Annotated in this window: 24 protein-coding genes, 1 tRNA gene and 1 pseudogene; 9 read left to right on the top strand and 17 right to left on the bottom strand. The window is 57.0% G+C overall.

What is annotated here, in order from left to right; genetic code table 11:
- Positions 1-494, bottom strand: a 494-nt coding sequence (locus tag IGS51_RS15510) for a Uma2 family endonuclease (RefSeq protein WP_297079569.1), incomplete at its 3' end; no start/stop codon positions are given.
- A 259-nt stretch (positions 495-753) separates the two neighbouring features.
- Between IGS51_RS15510 and chlG the strand changes: the two genes are divergently transcribed.
- Together chlG and trmB are read left to right on the top strand one after the other, a co-directional pair.
- Positions 754-1,812: a chlorophyll synthase ChlG gene (gene chlG / locus IGS51_RS15515; RefSeq protein WP_367279355.1), complete on the top strand. Its 1,059-nt coding sequence runs from the start codon at positions 754-756 to the stop codon at positions 1,810-1,812.
- Positions 1,813-1,911: 99 nt separating this feature from the next.
- Complete coding sequence (trmB, locus tag IGS51_RS15520; protein ID WP_297079571.1) at positions 1,912-2,556, top strand: tRNA (guanosine(46)-N7)-methyltransferase TrmB; 645 nt, start codon at positions 1,912-1,914, stop codon at positions 2,554-2,556.
- A 63-nt stretch (positions 2,557-2,619) separates the two neighbouring features.
- On the opposite strand, the gene IGS51_RS15525 is transcribed toward trmB, so the two are convergent.
- The gene (locus IGS51_RS15525) at positions 2,620-4,173 is read right to left on the bottom strand and encodes a phospholipid carrier-dependent glycosyltransferase (RefSeq protein ID WP_297079573.1); all 1,554 of its coding nucleotides are present in this window, start codon (positions 4,171-4,173) and stop codon (positions 2,620-2,622) included.
- Between the two features lie 310 nt (positions 4,174-4,483).
- Here IGS51_RS15525 and IGS51_RS15530 point away from each other — a divergent pair, with 310 nt between their 5' ends.
- The gene (locus IGS51_RS15530; RefSeq protein ID WP_297079575.1) at positions 4,484-6,010 is read left to right on the top strand and encodes a YifB family Mg chelatase-like AAA ATPase; all 1,527 of its coding nucleotides are present in this window, start codon (positions 4,484-4,486) and stop codon (positions 6,008-6,010) included.
- A gap of 37 nt (positions 6,011-6,047) precedes the next feature.
- On the opposite strand, the gene IGS51_RS15535 is transcribed toward IGS51_RS15530, so the two are convergent.
- The 5 genes from IGS51_RS15535 to puuE all read right to left on the bottom strand — a co-directional run bounded on the left by IGS51_RS15535 (position 6,048) and on the right by puuE (position 10,572).
- Complete coding sequence (locus IGS51_RS15535) at positions 6,048-6,740, bottom strand: hypothetical protein (protein ID WP_297079577.1); 693 nt, start codon at positions 6,738-6,740, stop codon at positions 6,048-6,050.
- Between the two features lie 329 nt (positions 6,741-7,069).
- Complete coding sequence (locus tag IGS51_RS15540; RefSeq protein ID WP_172358212.1) at positions 7,070-7,564, bottom strand: hypothetical protein; 495 nt, start codon at positions 7,562-7,564, stop codon at positions 7,070-7,072.
- A 390-nt stretch (positions 7,565-7,954) separates the two neighbouring features.
- Entirely contained in the window at positions 7,955-8,437 is a 483-nt protein-coding gene (locus IGS51_RS15545; protein ID WP_172358213.1) for a DNA starvation/stationary phase protection protein, read from the bottom strand.
- Between the two features lie 633 nt (positions 8,438-9,070).
- The gene (locus tag IGS51_RS15550; protein WP_068507500.1) at positions 9,071-9,370 is read right to left on the bottom strand and encodes a ferredoxin; all 300 of its coding nucleotides are present in this window, start codon (positions 9,368-9,370) and stop codon (positions 9,071-9,073) included.
- 287 nt (positions 9,371-9,657) lie between these two features.
- Entirely contained in the window at positions 9,658-10,572 is a 915-nt protein-coding gene (gene puuE, locus IGS51_RS15555; RefSeq protein ID WP_297079580.1) for an allantoinase PuuE, read from the bottom strand.
- A gap of 483 nt (positions 10,573-11,055) precedes the next feature.
- On the opposite strand from puuE, the gene hrcA reads away from it, so the two are divergent.
- Together hrcA and IGS51_RS15565 are read left to right on the top strand one after the other, a co-directional pair.
- Positions 11,056-12,150 carry a heat-inducible transcriptional repressor HrcA gene (gene hrcA / locus IGS51_RS15560; RefSeq protein WP_297079582.1) on the top strand — a complete coding sequence of 365 codons (1,095 nt, stop codon included), beginning with the start codon at positions 11,056-11,058 and terminating at the stop codon, positions 12,148-12,150.
- A gap of 27 nt (positions 12,151-12,177) precedes the next feature.
- Positions 12,178-12,912 carry a proteasome-type protease gene (locus IGS51_RS15565; RefSeq protein ID WP_297079584.1) on the top strand — a complete coding sequence of 245 codons (735 nt, stop codon included), beginning with the start codon at positions 12,178-12,180 and terminating at the stop codon, positions 12,910-12,912.
- A 97-nt stretch (positions 12,913-13,009) separates the two neighbouring features.
- On the opposite strand, the gene ispD is transcribed toward IGS51_RS15565, so the two are convergent.
- From ispD to IGS51_RS15580, 3 genes are read right to left on the bottom strand one after another with little or no spacing between them, the layout of a single operon-like run.
- Positions 13,010-13,708 carry a 2-C-methyl-D-erythritol 4-phosphate cytidylyltransferase gene (gene ispD / locus IGS51_RS15570; RefSeq protein ID WP_297079604.1) on the bottom strand — a complete coding sequence of 233 codons (699 nt, stop codon included), beginning with the start codon at positions 13,706-13,708 and terminating at the stop codon, positions 13,010-13,012.
- Between the two features lie 13 nt (positions 13,709-13,721).
- Positions 13,722-14,690, bottom strand: coding sequence for an isoaspartyl peptidase/L-asparaginase (locus tag IGS51_RS15575; RefSeq protein WP_297079586.1), 969 nt, complete (start codon positions 14,688-14,690; stop codon positions 13,722-13,724).
- Between the two features lie 47 nt (positions 14,691-14,737).
- Positions 14,738-14,917 (bottom strand): DUF2256 domain-containing protein, encoded by a 180-nt coding sequence (locus IGS51_RS15580; protein WP_084781995.1) that lies wholly within the window; start codon positions 14,915-14,917, stop codon positions 14,738-14,740.
- A gap of 70 nt (positions 14,918-14,987) precedes the next feature.
- Between IGS51_RS15580 and IGS51_RS15585 the strand changes: the two genes are divergently transcribed.
- Both IGS51_RS15585 and IGS51_RS22395 read left to right on the top strand, forming a co-directional pair.
- A complete protein-coding gene (locus IGS51_RS15585; protein WP_297079587.1) occupies positions 14,988-15,233 on the top strand; it encodes a type II toxin-antitoxin system Phd/YefM family antitoxin in 246 nt (81 codons plus the stop codon).
- Positions 15,230-15,651, top strand: a pseudogene (locus IGS51_RS22395) (type II toxin-antitoxin system VapC family toxin). The gene IGS51_RS15585 and the pseudogene IGS51_RS22395 overlap by 4 nt, the downstream one beginning before the upstream one ends.
- Here IGS51_RS22395 and IGS51_RS15595 read toward each other — a convergent pair.
- From IGS51_RS15595 to IGS51_RS15605, 3 genes are all read right to left on the bottom strand, one after another.
- Entirely contained in the window at positions 15,648-16,259 is a 612-nt protein-coding gene (locus tag IGS51_RS15595; protein ID WP_297079591.1) for an adenylate/guanylate cyclase domain-containing protein, read from the bottom strand. The pseudogene IGS51_RS22395 and the gene IGS51_RS15595 sit on opposite strands and share 4 nt — an antisense overlap.
- 90 nt (positions 16,260-16,349) lie before the next feature.
- A complete protein-coding gene (locus tag IGS51_RS15600) occupies positions 16,350-17,009 on the bottom strand; it encodes a Uma2 family endonuclease (RefSeq protein ID WP_297079593.1) in 660 nt (219 codons plus the stop codon).
- Positions 17,010-17,291: 282 nt separating this feature from the next.
- Entirely contained in the window at positions 17,292-17,915 is a 624-nt protein-coding gene (locus IGS51_RS15605; RefSeq protein ID WP_297079594.1) for a ComF family protein, read from the bottom strand.
- Between the two features lie 572 nt (positions 17,916-18,487).
- Here IGS51_RS15605 and infC point away from each other — a divergent pair.
- Positions 18,488-19,021, top strand: a complete 534-nt coding sequence (gene infC, locus IGS51_RS15610) for a translation initiation factor IF-3 (RefSeq protein ID WP_068507522.1) — start codon at positions 18,488-18,490, stop codon at positions 19,019-19,021.
- Between the two features lie 269 nt (positions 19,022-19,290).
- Here infC and IGS51_RS15615 read toward each other — a convergent pair whose 3' ends face one another.
- The 4 genes from IGS51_RS15615 to IGS51_RS15630 form a co-directional block, all read right to left on the bottom strand.
- The gene (locus tag IGS51_RS15615) at positions 19,291-19,743 is read right to left on the bottom strand and encodes a type IV pilin protein (protein WP_367279356.1); all 453 of its coding nucleotides are present in this window, start codon (positions 19,741-19,743) and stop codon (positions 19,291-19,293) included.
- A 319-nt stretch (positions 19,744-20,062) separates the two neighbouring features.
- On the bottom strand, positions 20,063-20,230 hold the full coding sequence (locus IGS51_RS15620; RefSeq protein ID WP_277773412.1) for a metallothionein: 168 nt from the start codon (positions 20,228-20,230) through the stop codon (positions 20,063-20,065).
- A gap of 173 nt (positions 20,231-20,403) precedes the next feature.
- Complete coding sequence (cobJ, locus tag IGS51_RS15625; RefSeq protein ID WP_367279357.1) at positions 20,404-22,323, bottom strand: precorrin-3B C(17)-methyltransferase; 1,920 nt, start codon at positions 22,321-22,323, stop codon at positions 20,404-20,406.
- A 130-nt stretch (positions 22,324-22,453) separates the two neighbouring features.
- Positions 22,454-22,537, bottom strand: a tRNA-Leu gene (locus tag IGS51_RS15630).
- 237 nt (positions 22,538-22,774) lie between these two features.
- Here IGS51_RS15630 and IGS51_RS15635 point away from each other — a divergent pair.
- On the top strand, positions 22,775-23,900 hold a 1,126-nt coding region (locus tag IGS51_RS15635), incomplete at its 3' end, for an acetate kinase (RefSeq protein WP_297079601.1).

Raw genomic sequence — 23,900 nt, forward strand, 5'->3', positions numbered from 1 at the left:
CCCCGATCCAGCAGCCAGCCTAACTGAAAGCCCGGTTCCTGCTGATATTCGCGCATCTTGGTCTGCAAGGTTTCCAGGCTGTCGCTGGGCGATCGCAGCTCAATCACCACATCGGGACAGATTGGCGCAAACTGCTCCTGCTGTTCTGGAGTCAGCGCGTTCCACCGATCGAGCCGAATCCACGCCGCATCGGGCGATCGCTTTGCCCCGGTAGACAGCTTGAACCCCGCGCTGGAGCTAAACACAACGCCCTGCCCAGTTTGCTCGTTCCAAACATAAAGCTGACCAATAATGCCTGCTTCGCGATTGCCAGTGCCAGAACCAACAGGCGACATAATCACTAGATCTCCATCTGCATTTTGTTCGATTCGCAAGTCGCGATTGACCTGGCAAAACTCAAAAAACTGCTCGTCGGTCATGGGCAGCGACGGGGGCAGGTGGACGGTGAACGCAGCAGGGGCGATCGCCCTTGGGGTGGAACGTTCAGACTGCATGGGTTGAGGGTTTGAGGGGTGAGGGGTTGAGAGATGAGAGTCGGCAGGCAAAATTTCGGCAGAGCGCTGGCAAAGCGGCAGGGATAGCTTCACAATAGACGATGGAGACGATGGGCCACCTGACAACGCCCAATCGGTGAACTAAACGCAATCTAAACGCAATATTATGAAGTGTCGGGTAAAGTATCGGGTGCAGGATGCCAGTTTTGCAGCCCGCTTCCCGAATTCTGACCTCTGAATCCCTAACCCATAAACCTTTATGTCCGAGTCCACAACCCCTTCTTCGATTCCCGAATCTGAGTCCTCGATGTCGCCGATGGAAGCAGCAGCAGATGGGGCATTGAACGGTGCATCAGAAGTCGCCAGCGAGGCGGGTTCGGCGGCGCGTCAGCTTTTGGGCATGAAGGGCGCAAAGTCGGGCGAGACGAATATCTGGAAGATCCGCCTCCAGTTGATGAAGCCGATTACCTGGATTCCGCTGATCTGGGGTGTGGTGTGCGGTGCGGCCGCGTCGGGCAACTATACCTGGACGCTGGAGAATGTGCTGATTTCGGCGGCCTGTATGCTGCTGTCGGGGCCGCTGCTGGCAGGCTACACGCAAACCATTAATGACTACTACGACCGCGACATCGACGCGATTAACGAACCCTACCGTCCGATTCCCTCTGGCGCGATTTCAGTGCCGCAGGTAAAAGCGCAGATTTTGATTCTGCTGTTTGCGGGGCTGGCGATCGCCTACGCACTCGACCAATGGGCCGGGCACGAGTTTCCGCAAATCACGGCGATCGCCCTCTTTGGCTCCTTCCTCAGCTACATCTACTCCGCGCCACCGCTGAAGCTAAAGAAAAACGGCTGGCTGGGCAACTACGCGCTGGGGGCTAGCTATATCGCGCTACCCTGGTGGGCGGGTCAGGCGCTATTTGGAGACCTGTCGCCGACGGTGATGGTGCTGACGCTGTTCTATAGTCTGGCAGGCTTGGGCATCGCCGTGGTCAACGATTTCAAAAGCGTGGAGGGCGATCGCCAGCTTGGGCTAAAGTCGCTGCCCGTGATGTTTGGCATCGGCACAGCAGCGTGGATTTGCGTCCTGATGATTGACGTGTTTCAGGGCGGCATCGCGGCGTACCTGATGAGCATCGGGCAAAATCTCTACGCCGTGCTGCTGATTCTGTTGGTGATTCCGCAAATCGTGTTTCAGGATATGTACTTCCTGCGCGACCCGCTGGAAAACGACGTGAAATATCAAGCCAGCGCCCAGCCATTTTTGGTGTTGGGAATGCTGGTCGCCGCGCTGGCCATCGGCCGTGCAGGCGTATAAGGCGTATATCGTTGCTCAATCCCTGCTCAATCCCTCACCCCGCCGCCGCCCAAACTCTAAAATCCAAAATCCCAAAATCCAAAATCGGCATCCTTTCCCATGCCCGTTGTCCGCGTTCGCCAGCACGTCAACCCGCTCAGCCAAAAGTACCAGCAGCCCATCCAGCCGCCAAACTGGTCGCAAGTCTTCACTCACCCAGCTCGACCGCTGCATCTGGACATTGGCTGTGGGCGGGGCGTGTTTTTGCTAAAAATGGCGCAAATCGAGCCAGACTGGAATTTCCTGGGGCTAGAGATTCGTGAGCCGCTGGTCGAGCAAGCGCTGAAATGGCGCGACGAGGAGGCGTTGGGAAACCTGCACTATCTCTTTTGCAACGCCAGCAACTCGCTGGAACCCCTGCTACGATCGCTCCCACCCAGCAGCCTCCAGCGCGTCAGCATCCAGTTCCCCGACCCCTGGTTCAAAAAGCGACACCAAAAGCGGCGCGTTGTGCAGCCCAGCATGGTGCGAACGCTGGCGAACCATATGCCCTCCGGCGGTGTGGTGTTTCTGCAATCGGATGTTGAAGCGGTGGCGGCAGAAATGTGCGATCGCTTTCAGGAACATTCCGCATTTCAGCGCCAATCGGCCGAATGGCTCCCCGACAACCCGCTGCCCGTTGCCACCGAGCGCGAGTCGTCCACCCTTGCTCGACGGGAACCTGTGTTTCGCGCTCTGTTTATCAGAGGTACAGAAGAAGAATGAAGAGGGAAGAACGAAGAACGAAGAACAAAGAACGAAGAGGGAAGAGGGGCAGAGCGTTTAGTTTCAAATCCATGACGGCAGCCAGCGGCGTAGCTGTAGCCCGTCCGCAGAGAGGGGCAGTCCTAGAAACAATGGCATCCAGAAGATAAAGCCGAGAAGCACGAGGGCGATCGCCCCCCACGCCAGCCAACGCGACCCAGACTGAGCATTCCGCAGCCAGCGATCCAGCACCAGCGCCAGCCCCAGCACTGCGAACAGTTCCGCGCTCATGTAGTGGTAAAGAAACGTGCAGCGCGTGACCCGCATCCACATCAGCCATTGCACGGCCCAGTTGCCCACCACAAACGCCGCAGCGCTGAGATATCCTTGCGTCGCTGGTGGCAGCAGGAGCGGTTCGGTCTGTCCCGACCGGGCAGCCCAGAGCGATCGCCCCCAGTGCCACAGCCAGTAGCCCACCGCACCCGCCAGCAGCGCCACAGCCAGCGTCGAGAGCCACCACAGGGTCGGCGTGCCCATCGCATGAACGTCGTAAATCACGTCTCCAGCCGCCGTGGGCACGTCGGGCCCGACCACAGGGACGGGATCGCCCGGAGCCGCTGTTTTGTAAAAGTAGGCAACCGGACGCAGCATCAGCGGCCAGGTATACCAGGGCGAACAGTAAGGGTGAGCGTCCATGCCACCGACGCGGCTGTGGTAGTCCAAAATGCGGTTTTGCCAGCCTGCAAAGCTGGTGCTGGGGTCGAGTTGAATATAGGGCAGCCAGCTCAGGTAATAGGTCAGAAAAGGAATTCCCGCCATGCTCAGCGCCCACACGCCCACATTTAAGCGAGACAGGCTCGACAGCGGCGAGGCAAAGGGCAGGCTGGGCAATCCGCGCTGCTGCAACCGCTGCATTCCCCATGCCACTATCCACAGCAGATACGCCCCCGCCAAAAACGCCACGCCGTTCCACTTGATCCCCACTGACGCGCCGAAGCCCATGCCCGCCAGCACCAGATTCAGCCAGACGACGGGGGTGAGTTTGTTGGCGGAATGCAGCCTGTGGAGCGATCGCAGCAAACACCACCAGCCCAATAGCCCAAATAAGATTAGATAGACATTATTCAACGCATAGCGCGATTCGACCAGCAAAAACCCTTCGCAGGCTGCCAACAGCGCTGTCAGCAGGGCGATCGCCTTTCGCCCCGTCAGCAGATGGGCGATCGCCCCCAACACCAGCGGAATCACGGCTCCCGTCACGGCATTCAGCCAGCGATAGCTAATGGTTGAAACATACAGCCCGCTGAGGCCGTTGTAGGTTTCTGGGCCGCCCCAGCCCAGTTGCTCCGACAGCCAGATGCCGCCCGCGATCAGGTACGTGCTGAGGGGCGGGTGGCCGCCAAACTCCTGCTGTCCCTGCAAAAACGCCGCCGCAAACTTAGCGTAATACACCTCGTCAAACACCAGCGTATTGAACCGCCCCAGCCCCCACAGCCGCAGCGCCAGCGACACCCCAAAAATGCCCACCAGCCCCAGCCCATACCACGGCAGCGAGGAGGACGACGCAGCAGGTTGGAAACGCTTGGATTGAAAACGCTTGGATTGAAAACGCTTGGACAATCGAACAGAGCGGCTCATAGGAAATCGGAGAGAAAGCATTTCTCAGAGGGCACGTCTCAACCATCATAAACAACCCGCCGTTGGATCGATTTTGGATTTTAGATGGGCGATCTTGGATTCCGCGTCCAAGAGTTTGCAGAGCTTCCAGCGATTTTATCTAGATCGTGGGCTTGGCAAATTGGGACTGAAGGAAGACGACTACCCCAGCCAAAAGACTCAGCGCTGGGCAACCCCCAACCTCTCTAGCGCTGGCGCTGCGGAGTCATAACCCCTGTTCCCCAACCTACCCTTTCGGGAATTCTGAGGACTGGAGACAACAGGGTGGATCATGCTAGCAAGAGTTTGGAGCGCTTCGCTGATTGGCATCGACGCGATGAAGGTAGGCGTGGAGGTGGATATCGCTGGGGGGCTGCCTGCGATTGTGGTGGTGGGGCTACCCGATACGGCCGTGCAGGAGTCCAAAGAGCGCGTTAAGGCGGCACTGAAAAACGCAGGCTATGCTTTTCCGATGCGGCGGGTGGTGATTAACCTAACCCCGGCAGATTTGCGAAAAGAGGGGCCCAGCTTCGATTTGCCGATTAGCATGGGCATTTTGGCGGCCTCAGAGCAGGTGAATGTGCAGTTGTTGGAGCAGTTTATCCTGCTGGGAGAGGTGTCGCTGGATGGGTCGCTGCGGGCCGTGGCAGGGGTGCTGGCGATCGCCGCCACGGCCAAGCAACTGGGAATGCGCGGCATCGTGGTGCCCGCCGACAATGCCCGCGAAGCCGCTCTGGTGCAGGGCATCGACGTATACGGCTTCCAGCATTTGTCGGAGGTGGCAGACTTTCTAAACCATCCCGACCGCTACCAGCCGCTCCAGGTGAATGCGACGGAAGAACTCGCGCGATCGCCCTTTACGGGTCTAGACCTCAAAGACGTGAAAGGTCAGGCCCAGGCCCGCCGCGCCCTAGAAATCGCCGCCGCTGGGGGGCATAATCTGGTATTCGTGGGCCCGCCGGGTAGCGGCAAAACCATGCTGGCCCGACGGCTTCCCGGCATTTTGCCGCCGCTGAGCTTTGAGGAAGCGCTGGAGGTGACGCAAATCCACTCCGTCGCCGGCCTGCTGAAGGAAAGAGGCAGCCTGGTGTGCGATCGCCCCTTCCGCAGCCCTCATCACTCCGCCTCAGGCCCGTCGCTGGTCGGCGGCGGCAGCTTTCCTCGCCCTGGTGAAATTTCCCTCGCCCACCGGGGGGTATTGTTTCTCGATGAACTCACAGAATTTAAGCGGGATGTCCTCGAATTTCTGCGACAGCCGCTTGAGGATGGCTGCGTCACCATCTCCCGCACGCGCCAGTCCGTCGCCTTTCCTGCCCAGTTCACCCTGGTTGCCAGCACCAACCCCTGCCCCTGCGGCTATTTTGGCGACACGGTGCAGGCCTGTACTTGCTCTCCCCGCGGCCGCGAGCAGTATTGGGCCAAGCTGTCGGGGCCGCTGATGGATCGGATTGACCTGCAAGTGGCGGTGAATCGACTAAAGCCAGAAGAAATGATCCAGCAGCCTAAAGGCGAAGATTCTCAGACGGTGCGCCAGCGGGTGCAGCAGGCGCGAAGTCGCTCCCAAGCACGGCTCCAGAGCCAAGGGCTGCGCTGCAATGCTGAGATGCAGAGCCGCCACCTGCGGAGATGGTGTCAGTTGGACGACACCACACAAGCCCTGCTGGAAGGGGCGATTCGCAAGCTGGGGCTATCGGCCCGCGCCACCGATCGCATCCTCAAGGTCGCCCGCACGATTGCCGATCTGGCGGGCGAAGAGGGGTTGCAAACTGCTCACGTTGCCGAAGCAATTCAGTACCGCACCATTGACCGAATGCAGTAGGGCAGGCCAATCCGCCTTCGTCGCTAACCGCTGGGTTCTAGTCCACCCAGCCAATTTCGTCATTGCTGATAGATGGAGCGACGGGGCCGGGCAGCGGCGGGGGCGATTGCAGCGTGCGCCGTAGCTCTAGCTGGGAGGTTTGCGACGGCTCGTGTCCCGGATGCACCTCTTTGCGGGGGGCAGAAGCCGGAGGAGTGGGCGCAGATTGTTCGGCAGGTTTGGGAGCGGATTGAGGCGAGGGCTGGGCGGCGGCGGCAAGGGGCTGGGGAGCAGCAGCAGCTTTGGCTTCTTCGCTGAGTTTGGCGTTTAGCTCTGTCAGTTGCACGATGACGCGCTTGGTTTCATCCAGTTCAGTCTTGAGTTGGGCGGCAGCAGTGGCTTCTGCCTTGAGCTGGTCGATCTGAGCCTGCTGGGCGGCTAGCTCGGCCTCTAGGGCTTCGATCTTGCGCTGGAGAATGGCTTCGTTGGCCTGCGAGGTTTCCAGGGCGGCTTGCAGATCGGGCACTGCATCGGGAGCAGGTTCAGGGGCAGGTTCAGGGGCAGGTTCCGGAGTAGGTTCAGGGGCAGGTTGAGGGGCGATCGCCCCACGCTCCATCTCAGCACTCTCCATCTCAGCACTCGCCGTCTCAGCACTCGCCGTCTCAGCGCCTTTTTCAGCCACAGAGTCCGGTGCTGATGCGTCGGTTCGCTCCAGGGTGGAGGTGGTTTTCGTGTCGGTCTGGTTGTCCATATTGCTTTTCTCCCATGCCCCACTCGACGCAGTAAAACGTCTTTGCGGCTTAACTCGCTTGCGTGCCATGCTACTTGATCTAAACCCTATACCATTCTCCCCCGCCTGACTATAGCGCCGAATCTCCCACAAGTGAGGAATCCATCACGTAAATTGACGCGAGTTCATTAAATTTCAGGTTTAATCGGGCGAGAGATTCTTCCAACTGCATCAGTTCCAAAAGAAAGCGCCGTCGGAGTCTGAGAGAGCAAGACCCAACGGCGCTACCGAACTGGATGAGTTAAATCAGTTGAACTTCAGAGCAAACTTTGATGGGCAAAGGCGATCGCCTACAGCGGCCCCTCAAAGTTGCTGTTGGGCTGTCCCAGGGTGCTGCCGATGGGCCCCTGAGAGACATAGCCAATGCGCTCATTATTGGCTTTGCCCGTATAAAACACGCGAACAAACCTGCGGCCGCCCTCGACGTAGCTATCCTGCGGCTCCGTCAGGAATACCGTTGCGCCACCTGCGGGGCCATCGTTTTGGGCTTTGCCAGGCTCCCAGTAGGCCAGCAGCCCGTTGGGTGCGCTGGTCATCCGAACCCGATAGCGTGCGCCCTTGCGGATCTCGGTGGGGACTCTGAGGAAAGTCGCGTTGACCCAGCCAATCACAGGCTCTTTGATTTGGGCCCGTCCGTCGCCGACGATCCCCGTCAGCTTCACGCGCTGACTAGAAGGCAGGTTGATCGCCACGCCACTGAGGTCGGCATAGTCGTAAACCTGAACGGCACGGTTGGTTTCGCGGGTTTGGTTCACCAATTCGCGCTTTTCTTGAATAGTCACCATAAGGTGCAGACTCCTTATCCTATGTATGGGTACTTTTGTATGGGTAAGTTTGACGTTGCGTAGACAGTACGCGGCTTATGCGTAGCCCATGCGTAAGATATGCGTAAGGTATGCGTAAGGTATGCGTATCGAAAACGTAACGGCTGTGTATGCTGCGAAGCTATCGTGCCTCGCAGGGATTAACTTCACCAGGGCTTCGTAGAATTTCGGAGGCGATCGCCCTTTTTTCAAAAAAGATCCGATCGCCCTCCGTAGAAATGCGAGAAAAAGGCGCACAAGAGTTCGCAAAAAAGCGCGATCGCCCAGACGAACCTGCTGCTTGGCAAGCTATCTGGGCGATCGCACTAATCAAAAGTCAACAATCAAAAGTCAACCAAAAGCAGATCTAGCTTAGTTATCCAGCAGGCCATCGCCCTGCTTCAAGATCTCCTTCAGGAACCAGCGATGCTTTTGGTGAACCTGCACCAGACGGGTCAGCAAGTCGGCAGTGCCAATATCGCCCGCATCATCCGCTAGTTCAGCATCCTCATGCATTTCCGTGATGATATGTTCGTGAGTGGCGATCGCCTCTTCCACCATCTCCCGCACCTTCAGCTTGCCCTTAGACGGCTTCACAGTGGCGGCAGGCAGATAGTCTGCGGGGTCGGCAATCGGCGTGCCATCCAGCATCAGGCTCCGCTCGGCCAGCTCGTCTAGCATGGCAAAAATCTCGTTGCCATGTTCTTCAAACAGCAGATGCAGGTCACGGAACAGCGGTCCGTAGGTCATCCAGTGATACTTCTTGTAGTTCAAGTAGGCGACCAGCGTATTCGCTTGTTCGCGGTTCAGCGCTTTGACCAAAGCAGTTTGACGAGCCTCTAGTGTCGTTGTCATACGAAAACCTCGCTAGTTAACGATTATCCAAATTCAGTCCAAACGTTCAGCAACTCAAGCAATTAGCCATAACCCTTAGCCAGTCGCTGATAAAGCGACACAGAGCAGTCCGGCGGCAGCCCAGGGCCACAGAGACATCTTCTCCATGAAGAACCCCTCCAAATAACAGATCAACTACCCAGAGCCAGCACACTCACAATCTAATCGCACTGCTCCAAAATCTTCAGTTGATTCTAGTTTCTAGCACTTTCATGAAATCTTCATCCTTCCAAAGAGACGTTTGCTAGGGGTTACGGCTCTACCTCGCGTCGGTTGACCGACCAGAAACGGCTTCATTGCGTGGCTGGCAGGCAGTCGTGGCTGGCAGGCAGTCGGTGCTGGCAGGCAGGCTGGGAAGGGCGATCGCCCCCAGTAATCCTGACCCAGTGATCCTGAAACGTCCTGAATACAACCTTCTCGATACGATCTTTCTAAATCATACTCGTCATGAGTTCGTTTTGACAACTCTAGTTCCGAAGTTAAACCGTCAGCCCCGCCCAATTAAAACCAAAAGGGCCGCCTTTTCACAGAGCTAATTGCTCGAAAAGACAGCCCGTTTTAAGTTCAAAAACCAATTCAAAAACAGCCAGCAGCTTAGTACAGTTCTTCTTCCTGATGGGTCAGAATCACCACGTCAGACGTGGGGTAGGCAACGCAGGTCAGCACGTAGCCTGCTTCGATTTGGTCGTCGTCCAGGAAGGACTGGTCAGACTGGTCTACGGTGCCTTCTTTGATTTTTCCAGCGCAGGTCGAGCAAGCACCCGCACGGCAGGAGTAGGGCAGGTCGATGCCTTGCTCTTCCGCCGCATCGAGGATGTATTCATCATCGGGCACTTCGATCGTGGTATTCAGCCCTTCGGCTTCGTTGATCAGCGTAACCTTGTAGGTTGCCATGCAACAGTCCTCTCAAAATACTTGAAACGGCAGTAGGGGGTCGCCCAGTTCTAGAATCCGATAGCAATAATTGCCTACGGGCTAACCCTATTTCTGATACTACGGGAAAACTTTTGCCCTGCAACCGCGATCGCCCCTCAGGTCGAATTGGATTCGTAATGAAAAACTCAACTTCAACCCGGAATTGCTTATACCTGGAGACAAGCTGTTAACTCTGCAACCGTTTTACCCAGAAACAGGTTTATCCAGGAACAGGTTTGCATAGAGAGCGGTTTACAGAGATCGGTTTACAGAGAAATGGGCGCATGATGCTCGTGCCAGTGCCGCGCAATATCAATCCGGCGACAGACCCACACCCGATCATGCTGCATCACATAGTCAAGGAAGCGGGCCAGGGCGGCGGCGCGGCCGGGGCGGCCCACCAGCCGACAGTGTAGACCAATGCTCATCATCTTGGGCGCATCGGCTCCCTCGGCATACAGCACATCGAAGGCATCGCGCAGGTAGGCAAAAAACTGATCGCCAGAGTTAAAACCCTGGGCAGTGGCAAACCGCATGTCGTTGTTGTCGAGGGTATAGGGAATCACCAAGTGGGGGCGACCATAGTCATGCACCCAATAGGGCAAATCGTCGGCATAGCTGTCGGCATCGTAGAGAAAGCCCCCCTCTTCCACCACCAGTCGCCGCGTGTTGGGACTCATGCGCCCCTGATAAAAGCCGAGGGGCCGGCTGCCTGTGACCTGGGTCTGGATGGCGATCGCCTTTTGGATATGCTCCCGCTCTACCTCTTCACTGACATATTGATAGTCGATCCATCGATAGCCGTGGCTGGCAATTTCCCATCCGGCTTCCACCATTGCCGCCGCTGCCTCTGGATTACGGTCCAGCGCCATCGCAATGCCATAGACCGTCACGGGCAGTTGCCGCTGGGTAAACAGCCGATGCAGCCGCCAAAAACCCGCCCGACTGCCATATTCATAAATCGATTCCATATTCATATGGCGCACCCCCAGCAGCGGCGACGCACCCACAATTTCTGATAAAAACGCTTCCGATGCCGCATCGCCGTGCAGGATGCAGTTTTCGCCGCCCTCTTCGTAATTAATTACAAACTGCACCGCCACACGGGCCTGATTGGGCCAGCGTGGATCGGGCGTGTGGCGGCCATAGCCGACCAGATCGCGGGGATAAGGGGTAGACATAAGCACTTAGAGCAATATTGGGAAGAAGTTCAGAAGAGGTTTGGAGTCGCAAAGCAATAAATCGGCCAACCCAGACGGCCTCAGCAACCTTGAGATAAAGAACGGGATGTGCAACTTTACCGATCCCCCTCACGCTTTTCTGGTATGCCGAAGGATTCAGACCCTCTCCCAGAGCGGGGGAGGAGCTTCAAGCCTCTCTTGCTCCCCTTCTCCCAGGTCGGGAGAAGGGGTTGGGGGATGAGGGCTTGAAAGTTGCACATTGCGCTTTAAAGGATGGATTCTGGGGCCCAATTAGACAGGTATTGTGCCACACCGTCGAGAGGCAATTTTGTTTTTGTCAGATCTTTGGGGATTCCTTCCCGCTTCTGCCTTTTCTTCTGCGGATCTCTGGCTTAGTGTGTCTGGCTACGCATAGACAATCTCGGAGGCGCTAAATTACGATCACATCAATACGTTAAGAAATCCATAAGAAATCAGGCTGAGATGGCTACTCCAGTCAAGCTTAATAACCGCCAGCAGCAGGTACTCAGCGCTACGGTGCGTCAGTACATTGTCACGGCTCGTCCTGTCGGGTCTGAAGCGCTGGTAGAAGAATTTACCCCCCGCGTCAGTTCGGCGACGATTCGCAATGTGATGGGCTATCTGGAGCGCGAGGGTCTGCTCTATCAGCCCCACACCTCAGCGGGGCGCGTGCCGTCCGATTCGGGCTATCGGGTGTATGTAGATCAGCTAATGATCCCATCGGAGGAGGCCGCCCGCCGGGTCGATCGGGCGCTGGCGCAGCAGTTGGATGTTGAAGGCTGGAGCCTGGAAGCCGTGCTGCATGGCGCAGCGCAGATTCTCTCGACGCTCAGCGGCTATATTGCGCTGGTGACGATGCCCCAAAGCACAGTGGCTCAGGTGCGCCATTTGCAACTGGTGCAGATTGATCCGGGGCGGCTGATGCTGATTGTGGTGCTGGATTCTTACAAAACGCAGTCGGTGGTGGTGGATCTGCCCAAAGCGCCTGCCGATTCTGCCCAATCTCCAGATGATCCAGAACTGCTGGAGCGGGAGCTACAGGTTTTGTCGAACTTTTTGAATGCTCATTTAAAGGGGCGATCGCTCAGTGATGTGGCCTCGCTGGACTGGTCAGAATTGGGGCGCGAATTTGAGCAATATGCCAACGTGCTGCGGGGGTCGCTGGCAGACTTGGAGCGGCGCACCCAGTCGCCTGTGTCTACCCAAATTTTCATCAGCGGCGTAGCCGAGGTGCTGCGGCGACATCCGGAGTTTTCCGAACTACACCAGGTACAAACGATTTTGCATGTGCTGGAGGCAGAGCAAGACCAGCTCTGGCCGCTGATTTTTGAGGCTGATTCGGATGGGGGCGATCGCCGCGTGATGGTTCGCATCGGTTCCGAAAACCCGCTAGAGCCGATGCGCGGCTGCACGCTGATTTCTACCACCTACCATCGGGGCAGTGTGCCCGTCGGCAGTTTGGGAATGCTGGGCCCGACGCGCATGATGTACGAAAATGCGATCGCCCTGCTAGAAACCACAGCGGACTACCTTTCTGATACGCTGAGTCAGTCCTAGTGTTTTAGCTTCAACATTCCTTACCCCATGACCTACTGCCTCGGCATTGTCACCCAATCCGGCTTTGTGGTGGCAGCAGATTCGCGTACAAACGCAGGCGTGGACTACATTTCCACCTATCAGAAGCTGTTCGATTTTTCGGAACCCGGACAGCGGGTGATTTTGCTCTGCACCTCTGGCAACCTGGCCATTACCCAAGCCGTGGTGAATATGCTCAACCGCGACCTGAAACTGGGCGAGTGCGAGAGCTTCCACACGCTGCCCACGCTGTATGATGCGGCCTGCTATGTGGGTGAAAAGATTCGTCATATTCAGGAGCGAGAACGCCCCTGGCTGGAGCGCGACAAGATCGACTTTTCCTGCAACTGCCTGCTAGCGGGACAGTTTCAGGGCGAGCCGCCAGAGCTTTATCTGATTTATCGCCAGGGCAACTGCATCCAGGCCACGCCTGAAACCCCGTTTTTGCAAATTGGTGAAACGAAGTATGGCAAGCCGATTTTGGATCGCATCCTTACTTACGATACCAGTGTAGAGGACGCGGCTAAGTGCGCGCTGCTGTCGATCGATTCCACCATGAAGTCGAATATTTCCGTCGGCCCGCCGATCGATTTGGTGATGTATCGGACGGATTCTTTTAAGGTTGGCGATCGCCTCCGGCTAGGGCAGGACGATCCCTATCTGGTAGAAATCCGCAAGCAGTGGGAGATTTCGCTGCGTCAGGCGTTTGACCAGATGCCGCCGATCGAGTGGATGGGGCTGTAGATTTTGCGGCAGGTCTGTGCGTAACCCTGGAAATGCTGAAAGCAGCATTACGGCGCAAGTGGCGATAGTAGCCGTTGTAGGCTGGAGTAACTTAAGCTCACGAATTGGCAGGCTTTTGGCGATCGCGCAGGATAAATTCGGCGATCGCCAGATCCACCGGAGTCGTCACCTTCAGGTTCGTCTCTTCGCCCTGCACAATCCGCACCGCCAGCCCGCAGTGTTCAAATAGCGCCGCGTCGTCGGTCACTTCCCAGCCCATCTCACGACCCGTCTCGTGGCAGCGTTTCAGCGTTTCCACATCAAACCCCTGGGGCGTTTGGGCGGCCCAGAGTTGACTGCGATCGGGTGTGGACTGGATAATTTCGGTTCCCGGCGCAACGATCTTGATCGTGTCTTTGACGGGAATCGCAGCGATTAGACCCGCGCAGTGCAGCAGCGCCTCGCTGCATCGATCAAACAATTCCGGCGTAGCCAAACACCGCGCCCCGTCGTGGATCAGCACCCGCTCCGCAACAGCAGGAAGCTCTTGCAAGCCGTTATAGACTGACTCTTGCCGGGTTTTGCCACCAGGAATCAGGCGCACCGTCCGCCCCATGCCCAGCCCTGCGGCAATGTCCCGAAAGTCTTGCCACTCTTCGGGCTGGGCGACGATGCCGATCCAGTGAATCGACGGCGCAGCTTTAGCCGCCAGCAGCGTCCAGGCAATGATCGGTTTGCCAAACAGCGGCAGCAGCAGCTTGTTTCGGCTTGCGCCCATGCGTTTGCCAGAGCCAGCGGCAGGAATCAGCAGGTACACCAGCCACCTCCTGCTAGGCGTGGGCAGGCGACGCGATGCCACCCGTCACCATCTCTTCGGGCAGATCGAGCGTATCGCCCATGCGCGTGCCGTCATGATAGGCCGCCAGCAGGGTAGGACAGGTCTTGCCCCAGGCGATCGCCCCCGTGCGGTCTAGCCCAATAGCCCCAAAATCGCGCCGATTTTGCTCCGCCTCGATAAACGACCGCTCAAAGGCTTGCAGCAGCGTTTGCCCATCAATCACGCGCACCACGATCCGCGCCGCCAGACACTCGTCGATAATGTCTTCGCCAATGCCTGTGCAGCTTACAGCCGCGTGGTGGGTGGCGTAGTTGCCCGCTGGCATCGCGGAATCGCTGACTCGCCCAATCCGCTCAAAGCCTTTGCCGCCCGTAGACGTACCTACCGCAAGCTGACCTTCGCCATCCAGCGCCACCACACCAATCGTGCCGCGCCCCGCCTCCGACACTAGCTCTTTTTCGGCCACCACGCCCGCCATTTCTTTAGAAAAATTATGGTCGCGCTCCTGAATCCATTCCTTCAGGCGAATTTCCGTCAGCGGGTCGTAGGACGGCACGCCCAGTTCCCGCATCAGTTCCAGGGAACCATAGTCGGATAAAACGCGATCGCTCCCATCCTGCAAAAACAGCGCCAAATCAATCGGGTGCTGCACCCGCGAAGTGTTGATCACGCCGCTAAACCGCTGCGCCGAGCCATTCATCAGCGATGCGCTCATGCGAATTTGCCCGTCCGATTGCAGCACCGACCCCGTACCCGCGTTGAACCGGGGATCGTCCTCTAGCATCTGGCAGCCGCGCACCACTGCTGCTTGGGCACTCGCTCCCGCCAGCAGTATTCCATACACTTCTTCGATCACCCGGTAAAGCGACAGCCGCACGGCATCCGCCCCACCCTTACTCCGGAGCGAACTGCCCGCCCCGCCATGAATGATCAGCTTGGGTTGAACCTGACCCATCAGCATAGAAAGCCCTTCTCCAGTAGTCCACAGTGAATGAAGCCCGCAAAACGCTACTGCCGACGCTGCGGCGTTTCGTCATCCCCCGATTTCGCCTGAGCGCGACGACGACGGCAGCGTTCGGAGCAATACTTGACCTCATCCCAGCAATCTTCCCACTTTTTGCGCCATGTAAACGGCCGCTGGCATACCGGACAGAGTTTGCTGGGCAGATCGGATTTGGAGCGAGGCATTTTGAAGGATGGTTTAAGGTTAAGGCGGTGGCAAACTAAACTTAGTCTATAGACTTAGTTCTTTATATGCATGGAAACTGTCAATATTCATCAGGCTAAGACAAATCTTTCTCGGCTGCTGGCTCGGGTAGAGCAGGGGGAAGAAATTGTGATCGCGAACCGGGGCGTTCCCGTAGCAAAGCTAGTTCCCTTTCAAACAACTTTGAATCAACGGTCTAGTTTAGGGCAAGATCGGGGGATATTGACGATGCCAGATGACTTTAATGCTCCTCTACCAGAAGGTATCTTAGCCGCTTTCGAGGGCGGGGCAGAGTGAGGCTTTTATTAGATACTCAATGCTGGTTATGGTGGTTTGCTCAACCCGAAAAACTAAGTGAAACCGTGATTGAACACATCGCGAATGAGGACAATGAATTATGGTTCGAATTATGGTTCTCATTCGCCAGTGTGTGGGAAATGGGCACTAAGGTTTCCATCGGCAAGCTGCTGCTACCAGAGCCTGTTGGTGATTATGTCTCTACACGCATGACTCAGCTTGGAGCAAGGTCATTAGATTAGAAATTACAGCCGCCCATGCGGTGCAGGCATCCATGCTGCCGCTTCATCATCGTGATTCGTTTGGCCGAATGCTAATTGCCCAAGCACAGCTAGAAGATCTGATGCTGGTTAGTGCAGATTCGATGTTTCAACAATACGAAGTTGCTTTAGTCTGGGCAGCGGTGGCAAGGGATTAGGGATTTGGGGTAAGGCGATAAACCTGGAGCGTGAGGTTGGAGATGGTCATTGCGATGGGTGGTGAAACGGGCAGGTGTTCTCTGGGGCGCTCGGTGCAGAGTTGGTGAACGGCGGCTTCGGTAAGCAGCACCTCATCGGTTTCTGCCAGGTCTTCGCCTAGCTTGGAAGCGAGGTTCATCTCTTCGCCGTAGACATCTTGATAGCACGACCCATCGGAGATCATGATCAGGTCGCCGTAGCCGATGCCAATGCTGACGTGTTTGTTAATCAGGGCAAGCTGGCGCATCATTTCACGAGACGCGGCGATCGCCCTCTCCACACTCGGGAACACCGCATACACATTATCCGCCTCTAGCTTAAACGGGCTGCCTTGGTACGATTCCACAATCGGCGCAACCACGCCGCGCATCCGCTCAATTTCAGCCAGCGCGGCAATAATACCCTGCTCCTGCGACAAGCGCGAAAACCCAGAAGAATCCAGCACCAAAATCGCGTGGGTTTCCATAAACCGGGCGCGAATCTGGGCATCGATGTCAGCCGCGCGATCAGGGTATTGGTTGCGGGCTTGCAAAAGTCGCTCTAGCTCTACTTCAGTATCGGTGGACATAGTATTCAGTGAAGTATTCAGTGAATATTGGGTGAATGAGAAGGGTAGACGACGAGCAATTCTCTCAGATGGGCGACCGTCTTGCAGCTTCTATTCGTCTGGCAACTCGCCAAACCGCTGGCGATAGCGTTCCAATTGTTCCTCTGGGGTTAGATACCGTCTTCCCTGTTCGCTATACCAATACAGCGCTTCCCGCACGACCGTTCCATCCTGGTAAGGGCTGCGGCCTATTCCCAACCCCACCTCCGGCATCCAGTAGGGTTCACCAATTTGCAACTGATAAGCGCCGTCCTGCAATTTATACACCTCAAACGGCTGGTGCTGGTCGCGTCGCCAGTATTGGGGGTTATAAATGACGTAATACAACACGCCCAACCGGGCATAGGTCGCCATTTTCGCATCGTATTCTCCACCTGGAGTCAGCGACACCACCTCCAGCACCAGCATCGGGACAACGCCTGCCTCTTCCCACACCACATAGCTTTTGCGAGATTCCCCCGCTTTATGGCGTTCCACGCCGAGGCTGAGAAACCCGTCCGGTACGACGGGCACCAGCGGCGAAACCCCAGTCGTGTGGTAGACCCCCATATCTACCCCAAAGAACCAGTCGTTCCGCTCTGCCCAAATGAACTTGAGCAAAAACAGCAGGATATTGGGAATGAGATTCTGATCTTCGTTATCCACGGGCGTATCGTCTGAGCAGGGCAGCTCAGCGCTTGAAGGTAGGTGGAGCCAGCGATCAGTCACCATTGCGGCAGCTCACGGGAATTCAAAGGATTCGTCTATTTTATTGCAGGGGTTAGAGGTCAGGTTCAGGAGGAAAAGTGAGTCTGAATCTCGACTGATCTCATCTCTCTTACATAACAAGGCTACCCATGAAATGATGGAAAGTCTTACATCGCGTTGAGTTGGCTGTCCAAACCCTAAAAAATTGTCAAATTGTCAAAAATTGTCAAATCGCCAATATTTCCAGCATTGCTGGGAACCTTGCAAACGCTTGACTGCCCAACCAAAATTGCAAATCCAAAGATATCAGTCGTCGCCAAATCGCGGAGAAGCCAGCGCCACCAGCCCATACACGCGAATGCCTCGTGCTTCCAGGCAGGCAGCAGCGTTCCGCGCCGTGGCTCCGGTGGTGTAGATATCGTCGAGCAGCAGCACCGGGCGGCGGGGCGATCGCCCAAAAGCAGGGCCCACCTGAAACGCAGCAGCCACATTTTGCGATCGCTCCTCCACGCTCAGCCCAAACTGTGGGATCGTCGCCCGCACGCGCACCAGCCCGCGACGCTCCAGCGGCAGCCGGGTGATCTGACAAAAGGATGCAGCCAGCAGTTCTGCTTGGTTAAACCCGCGCTGCTTTTGCTTGTCGGCGTGCATTGGAATCGGCACCACGATCAGCGGCGTTTTTCCATGTACGGAATGCAGCCAGGCGCGACCCATCGCATGACCAAGCGGCCGCGCCAGTTCGGGATGGTGGTTATATTTCAGCGTGGCGATCGCCTGCTTGAGCGTGCCCTGATACTTGCCCCAGGAAAACACAGGCAGCGGCGGCCGCCATTCGGTTGTGGGCTGAGGCATTTGGCAGTGCGTCAGGCGGCGATCGCAGTCAATGCACAACGGAGGCGCGGGCGATCGCCCATCTGTGCGGCCGCACATCAGACAACAGGGCTGCAAAACCAAATTCAACAAAGGCTGGAGCAAATTCATCCATCCATCTCAGCGAGAATCGCGGGAATCACAAGCATTCGGACTCAACCAAGAGTTCAGACCCAACAATGACAGGACTTACGCACTTGCAATAGGCTCTTTGAATTAGGCTCTTTGAATTTTGGACAATTTCTCGCGAGTTACGCCCGCGAGAAATTGTCCAACTGCGTCAGTCCTAACTGCATCAGTCCTAACTGCGTCAGTCCTAAATGATTCCTCCATTCAGAATTCCCGCTGGACGGCTCCAGAACTTTGCCCAACCTAAAGACTTTGCAAACAGAAATTTGTCGAGCCTGGGGGATGCGTTATGCTGGTAATCCCTCCATAGAGAAAACGAGTCGGCAGTGGGCCAGCCGCAATGTAGCAGCAGACTTCTTTTTGCAATGAATTGCACCTTGCAACGAATTGCAACGATTTAGTCAGTGACAATTAATAAATTTCTGGTTCCACCCCAAGCCGCCCGACTTACTATGAGGATGTCCACCTTTAGCTGATGAGTCGATAGCATCTTTAAAATTCACTTGCCCATGGCGCTGAACAAACCCACTCGCGATTTGCCCACAATTAACGAACGCATTCGTTTCCCAAAAATTCGAGTCATTGACACTGATGGCGGTCAGTTGGGGATTATGACCCCCCGTGACGCGCTCAAGCTGGCCGAAGAAAAAGAGCTTGACCTAGTGATGCTGAGCGATAAAGCCGACCCGCCTGTGTGTCGGATTATGGACTATGGCAAGTTCAAGTTTGAGCAGGAAAAAAAGGCACGCGAGGCCCGCAAAAAACAGCACACGTCCGACGTGAAAGAGCTGAAGATGCGCTACAAGATTGAAGAACACGACTATCGTGTGTGCGTCAATCGGGCAGAGCGCTTTTTGCAATCGGGCGACAAGGTAAAAGCGACGATTCGCTTTCAGGGTCGGGAGATTCAGCACAAGGATCTCGCAGAAACGCTGCTCAAGAAGCTGGCAACCGATTTACAAACCGTTGCCGAGGTGCAGCAAGAACCCAAGCAGGAAGGCCGCAACATGACCATGCTGCTGTCTCCCAAGAAATAGTGCCCCGCCGCTTGCTGCGGCTTTTGGACACCTGGACTGGCTACCACCTAGCCCCCCCTGTATGGCTAGTATCTCTATGGCTAGCACCTATGCAGGGGGGTTAGCGTTGGAGCAAGCGACTTGAAACAAGGGCCTTGAAACTGGAGGAATGGGTGAACCCGTTCTCCTCAGGGGCGCTATGAATGAGACCTGTGACGCTCGCCTAGCAATCCAAAATCGCCAATCGAGAATCGAGAATCGAGAATCGATCCAGTTCTTCGGCCTCAGCCTTATGACCCTGCACAGGTCGGGCTGGCCAGGTCGGGCATTTCACCCGGCGGCCCTTCACAAATACTGGAGACGGTATTGGCGTTTCCGTCTAGGTCGGGCATGAGCCACACTTTACCTGCAAATCCCCGCGCCTGGCCAACGGGTAGGGCCAGGGTGATGGCTTTGGATGCCATGCCGCTACCGTTGGGTGCAGAGCTATAGATATAGTTTTTGGAATTGGAAATACTCAGTTCCAATTGTGAGAGCGTGGCAAACGCGCTTTTTTCCAGGAAATAGGCTTGCTGCGCCCGATTGATCGAGCCGACGTAGGTGCGGGCCTCAGCATGGCGGGCATTGTTGACCTGGCTGACAAACGAGGGCAGGGCGATCGCCGACAAGATGCCAGCAATGACCAAAACAACCAGCAGCTCGATCAGCGTGAACCCCGAATCCCGCGGGCGATCGCCCATCATGCCAGCGCGAAACAGCAAATAGCAGAGTTTTATATGTCGTTCAGGCTTCATAAGCGACCCTGGAGAGTTTGTCACCACGACAGTTCAATCTCCGGGAAAACTCGGTTTTTAGCCGGACGAAATTTACAGAAACCTGCTTTTCTTTACTAAAGCTTTAAAACTCTCTCCAGAGCGAATCCGGTTCTGGATCGCGGCTTGTCCCTCTCGCTCTAACACAAAGCCGCCGTACAGCAGCCTGCACGACGGTTTCCGCAAATATTCGGATGCAGCGAGTTCGCAACCCCAAGCCTCAGAAAACTGAGATCAGGGCAAGCTCAGCCTAGCAGCCGCAGCCCGCGTGGCCACAGTCGCCATGCCCGTTGGGGTGTCCATCGGCACAGGCTTCGCTGCAATAATACTTGCCGTCTTTTTGAATGGCCTCTTCCAGGCTGACGATGCATAGGCAAGATTCACAGGCACATTTCATTTGAGTCACAGTTGCAGTCATGACCGGGTTTCTCCTTTCGTCAAATGATTCGTTAAGTGATCAGTCAAATTATCAAACGAGGTTTTGCGATTGAGCGAGGGCAGTGTCCCTGCGCGTCTCTAAAAACAAGAATAACATATGAACAATTATTCAGATGTTTTCTGAAAAACTTGAGGCGATCGCCCAAGGCGCTTTCAGGTTCCCTTCTCAAAGCCCAAATAGCCTCGTGGGGTGATCATCCAGCCTTCATGGAAGCGGGTGCTTTGGTTGCCAATGACGACGGTAGTGAGCATGTCGATGGGGCAGTCGAGCAGTTGCCCCAGGGTGGTCAGCGTAATCTGTTCTTCATTGCGATAGGCGGCGCGAACCAGGGCCACGGGCGTATCGACGGCGCGATGGTCTAGAAAAATGCGCTGGGCGATCGCAATTTGCTCTGTCCGCGTTTGCGATTTGGGGTTGTACAGTGCAGTCACAAAATCGGCCGCAGCCGCCGCTGTCAGTCGCCGCTCGACGATGGGCCAGGGCGTGAGCAGGTCGCTGAGGCTGATGGCGCAAAAGTCGTGCATCAGCGGCGCACCCACCCGCGATGCCGCTGCCTGCAAGGCCGAAATGCCAGGAAACACCTGAACTGCGGGCGTTTTGCCGTCCCAGCCCTGGGCCTGGAGTTGTTCCAGCACTAGCCCCGCCATGCCATAGATGCCGCAGTCGCCGGAGGAAATGACCGCCACCGTCAGCCCCCACTGGGCCAGGGCGATCGCCCGCTCGGCCCGCTGCCGCTCCTGGGTAATGGGCAGCGCCTCAACGATTTGCCCCGGATGCAGCAGCGCCGCCACCAGGTTCATGTACAGCGAATAACCAATCACCACATCCGCAGAGGCGATCGCCGCCTGGGCCGCAGGCGTGATTTGCTCCAGTCGTCCCGGCCCCGTGCCCACCAGCCACAGCCTTCCGGTGCGCCCGGTATATTCCTGCTCTGCCTGGGCCACGGCAATGGTCACTGCGCCGGGATGGTCGGGGAGGCGGAAGATTTGCTTGGAAACGCGAAGGGGGGCAAAGGTTTGGGGCTGACGGTCATGCTGGCACGTCCGGCTGGCCGCCAGAATCGCGGCGGCTTCGGCGACGCTGGGCGTGCCCACTTCCGACTCGACGACGGCGGAAGGGGTGGGGACGGGGACGGCGCGGAGGGTTTCGGCAGAGAAAGTGAGCAGGGGGAGATGGCGATCGCCACAAAATTCCAGCAGTCCTGCCTCATCTGCCTTGAGGTCGAGGCTGGCCAGGCCGGCGATCGCCCCCTCTGCCAGGTGATGCCGCCGCAGCGTCTCGGCAACGGCAGCTTCGATTACCCCTCGCGGCGTACCCCGTTCGCAGCCCAGGCCCACCCACAGCACACGGGGATGCCACTGCACCTTAGGACAGTCAGAGGGAACCTCTGCCCCATCCGCAAAGCGCCGCTGAATTGGGCTAATCCACACGCGGGCGGCGGGTTTAGGCAGATTTGGCTGCGCCGCTGTCGGGTCGTCCCAGCCAAAGATAAATGGATGACCCGGCGGCAAATGGTCTTGCCACAGCGTTGACCCGGCTTCCTGAATCACCTGCACAGGCTGCTGACGAGCGATCGCCCCACTCACCCCCGTCCAGTCGCCGCTGCCCTTGCGCCAGCCAAACGGTTCCCCCAGCACATCGATTCCCGGCAAATCCAGAGCATTGGCCCCGCCCGTCAGAATGGGAGTGGCATTGAGCCGGAGGGCGATCGCCCGCGCCAGCCAATCGGCCCCGCCCTGATGCCCCCCGCACAGGCTGATCACCCCCTTGCCCGCGCCATCCACCACCAGCACCGCCGGGTCAGTCGTCTTATCTTGCAGCAGCGGGCCAATCAGCCGCACCACCGCCCCCGTCGCCAGCCCAAACACCAGCGCCCGATGCGTTTGCCAGAGCGTGTTGACCAATTCCCGCAGCGTGGTTTGATACACCTCACAGGGCAACTCGTCCGTCGCCAGGTCTGCCGGAACCCAGAGCGTCACCTCACCGCCCTCTGCCAGTGCTCGCAGCGATTTCACAGCAAGGGGAGTGGGGGCGATCGCCGCAATCGGCTGAAAGTCGTGAAATAGCAAAATTCTAAAACCCGAGAGAAGAGGGAAGAAGGAAGAACGAAGAGGGAAGAGGGAAGAACGAAGAACGAAGAGGGAAGACTGGAGTTCTCTCGCTTTTTTTTCTTTCTTCTTTTTTCTCTCTTCTTTCTTTAAATGGGGGTAGTGGGACTTGAACCCACACGACTGTTAAGGTCAACGGATTTTAAGTCCGCAGCGTCTACCATTCCGCCATACCCCCGACTGTTGGGCCGCACCCAATGAGTAAAGCTTCGCAAGAATCCTGCGAATGCATTCTATCTATTCTATGACGCGATGCTCCGGCAGGGTCAGAAAATCACTGCCCCGCAATTTCCTGATTCCTATTCCCTGCCCAAAACTTTCCAGAGATGACATCTCCCATACCTTGAGGTCTGGGCACTTTCCGGCAAACTGAGGGTGAGCGCTGTTGCCTCCTGTCCTCTCAATGCAAGTGGCTATGAAAATTTTGGTCATGAACGCTGGCTCCAGCAGCCAAAAGTCCTGCCTGTACGAATTGCCGGAGGCGGCGCTGCCAGAGCATCCGCCGGAGCCGCTATGGGAGGCGCAAATCGACCTGACCCACTCCGAAGGCGTGGCAGAAATTAAGGTGAAAACGGCGACAGGCGTGAAGAAAACGGAGAGCTATCCCACCACGTCGCGGGTTGAGGCGATCGCCCATCTGTTGGAAACCCTGTGGACCGGCGACACGAAGGTCATCGATCGCCCCAGTGACATCGACATGGTAGGGCATCGCGTGGTGCATGGCGGGGAGGACTATCGCGCCAGCGTGTTTGTGACGGCGGAGGTGAAAGCGGCGATCGCCCGTCTGGCCAAGTTTGCCCCCGTTCACAACCCCGTCAATCTGGAAGGAATCGAAACCATCGAGCAAATTTTGGGCAGCAGCATCCCCCAAGTTGCCGTCTTCGACACTGCCTTTCACGGCACACTGCCGCCTGCGGCCTACGTCTATCCGGGGCCTTACGGGTGGCTAGCACAGGGCATTCGGCGCTACGGCTTTCACGGCACCAGTCACGGCTATTGCGCTCAGCGGGCAGCGCAACTTCTGGGACGGCCGCTGGCTGATCTGCGGCTGATGATCTGCCATCTGGGAAATGGCGCATCGCTGTCGGCGGTAAGCCACGGCCAGTGTGTGGATACCACAATGGGCTTCACGCCGCTGGAGGGGCTGATGATGGGAAGCCGTTCGGGTTCGGTCGATCCGGGCATTTTGCTGTACCTCATCCGCGACCTGGGCTATACGCCGGATCAGGTAGACACTATGCTAAACCGGGAGTCGGGGCTGGAAGGTGTGTCGGGCGTGTCAAACGACATGCGGCTGGTGCTGGAGGCGATCGCCCAGGGCAACGAGCGGGCGAAGCTCGCAATCGATGTCTACGTTCACCGCCTGCGGTCGCTCATGGGCAGTATGCTAGCGAGCCTGGGCGGACTGGATGCGATCGTGTTCACGGCTGGTGTCGGCGAAAACGCGCCCAATATCTGGCAAGCCGCCTGCGAACCGTTCCAGTTTTTGGGATTGCGGCTCGACCCCGCCAAGCTCAGCCGCAACCCCGATGACCAGGACA

The sequence above is a fragment of the Thermoleptolyngbya sp. M55_K2018_002 genome (assembly GCF_015295965.1).
Lineage (GTDB): Bacteria > Cyanobacteriota > Cyanobacteriia > Elainellales > Elainellaceae > Thermoleptolyngbya > Thermoleptolyngbya sichuanensis.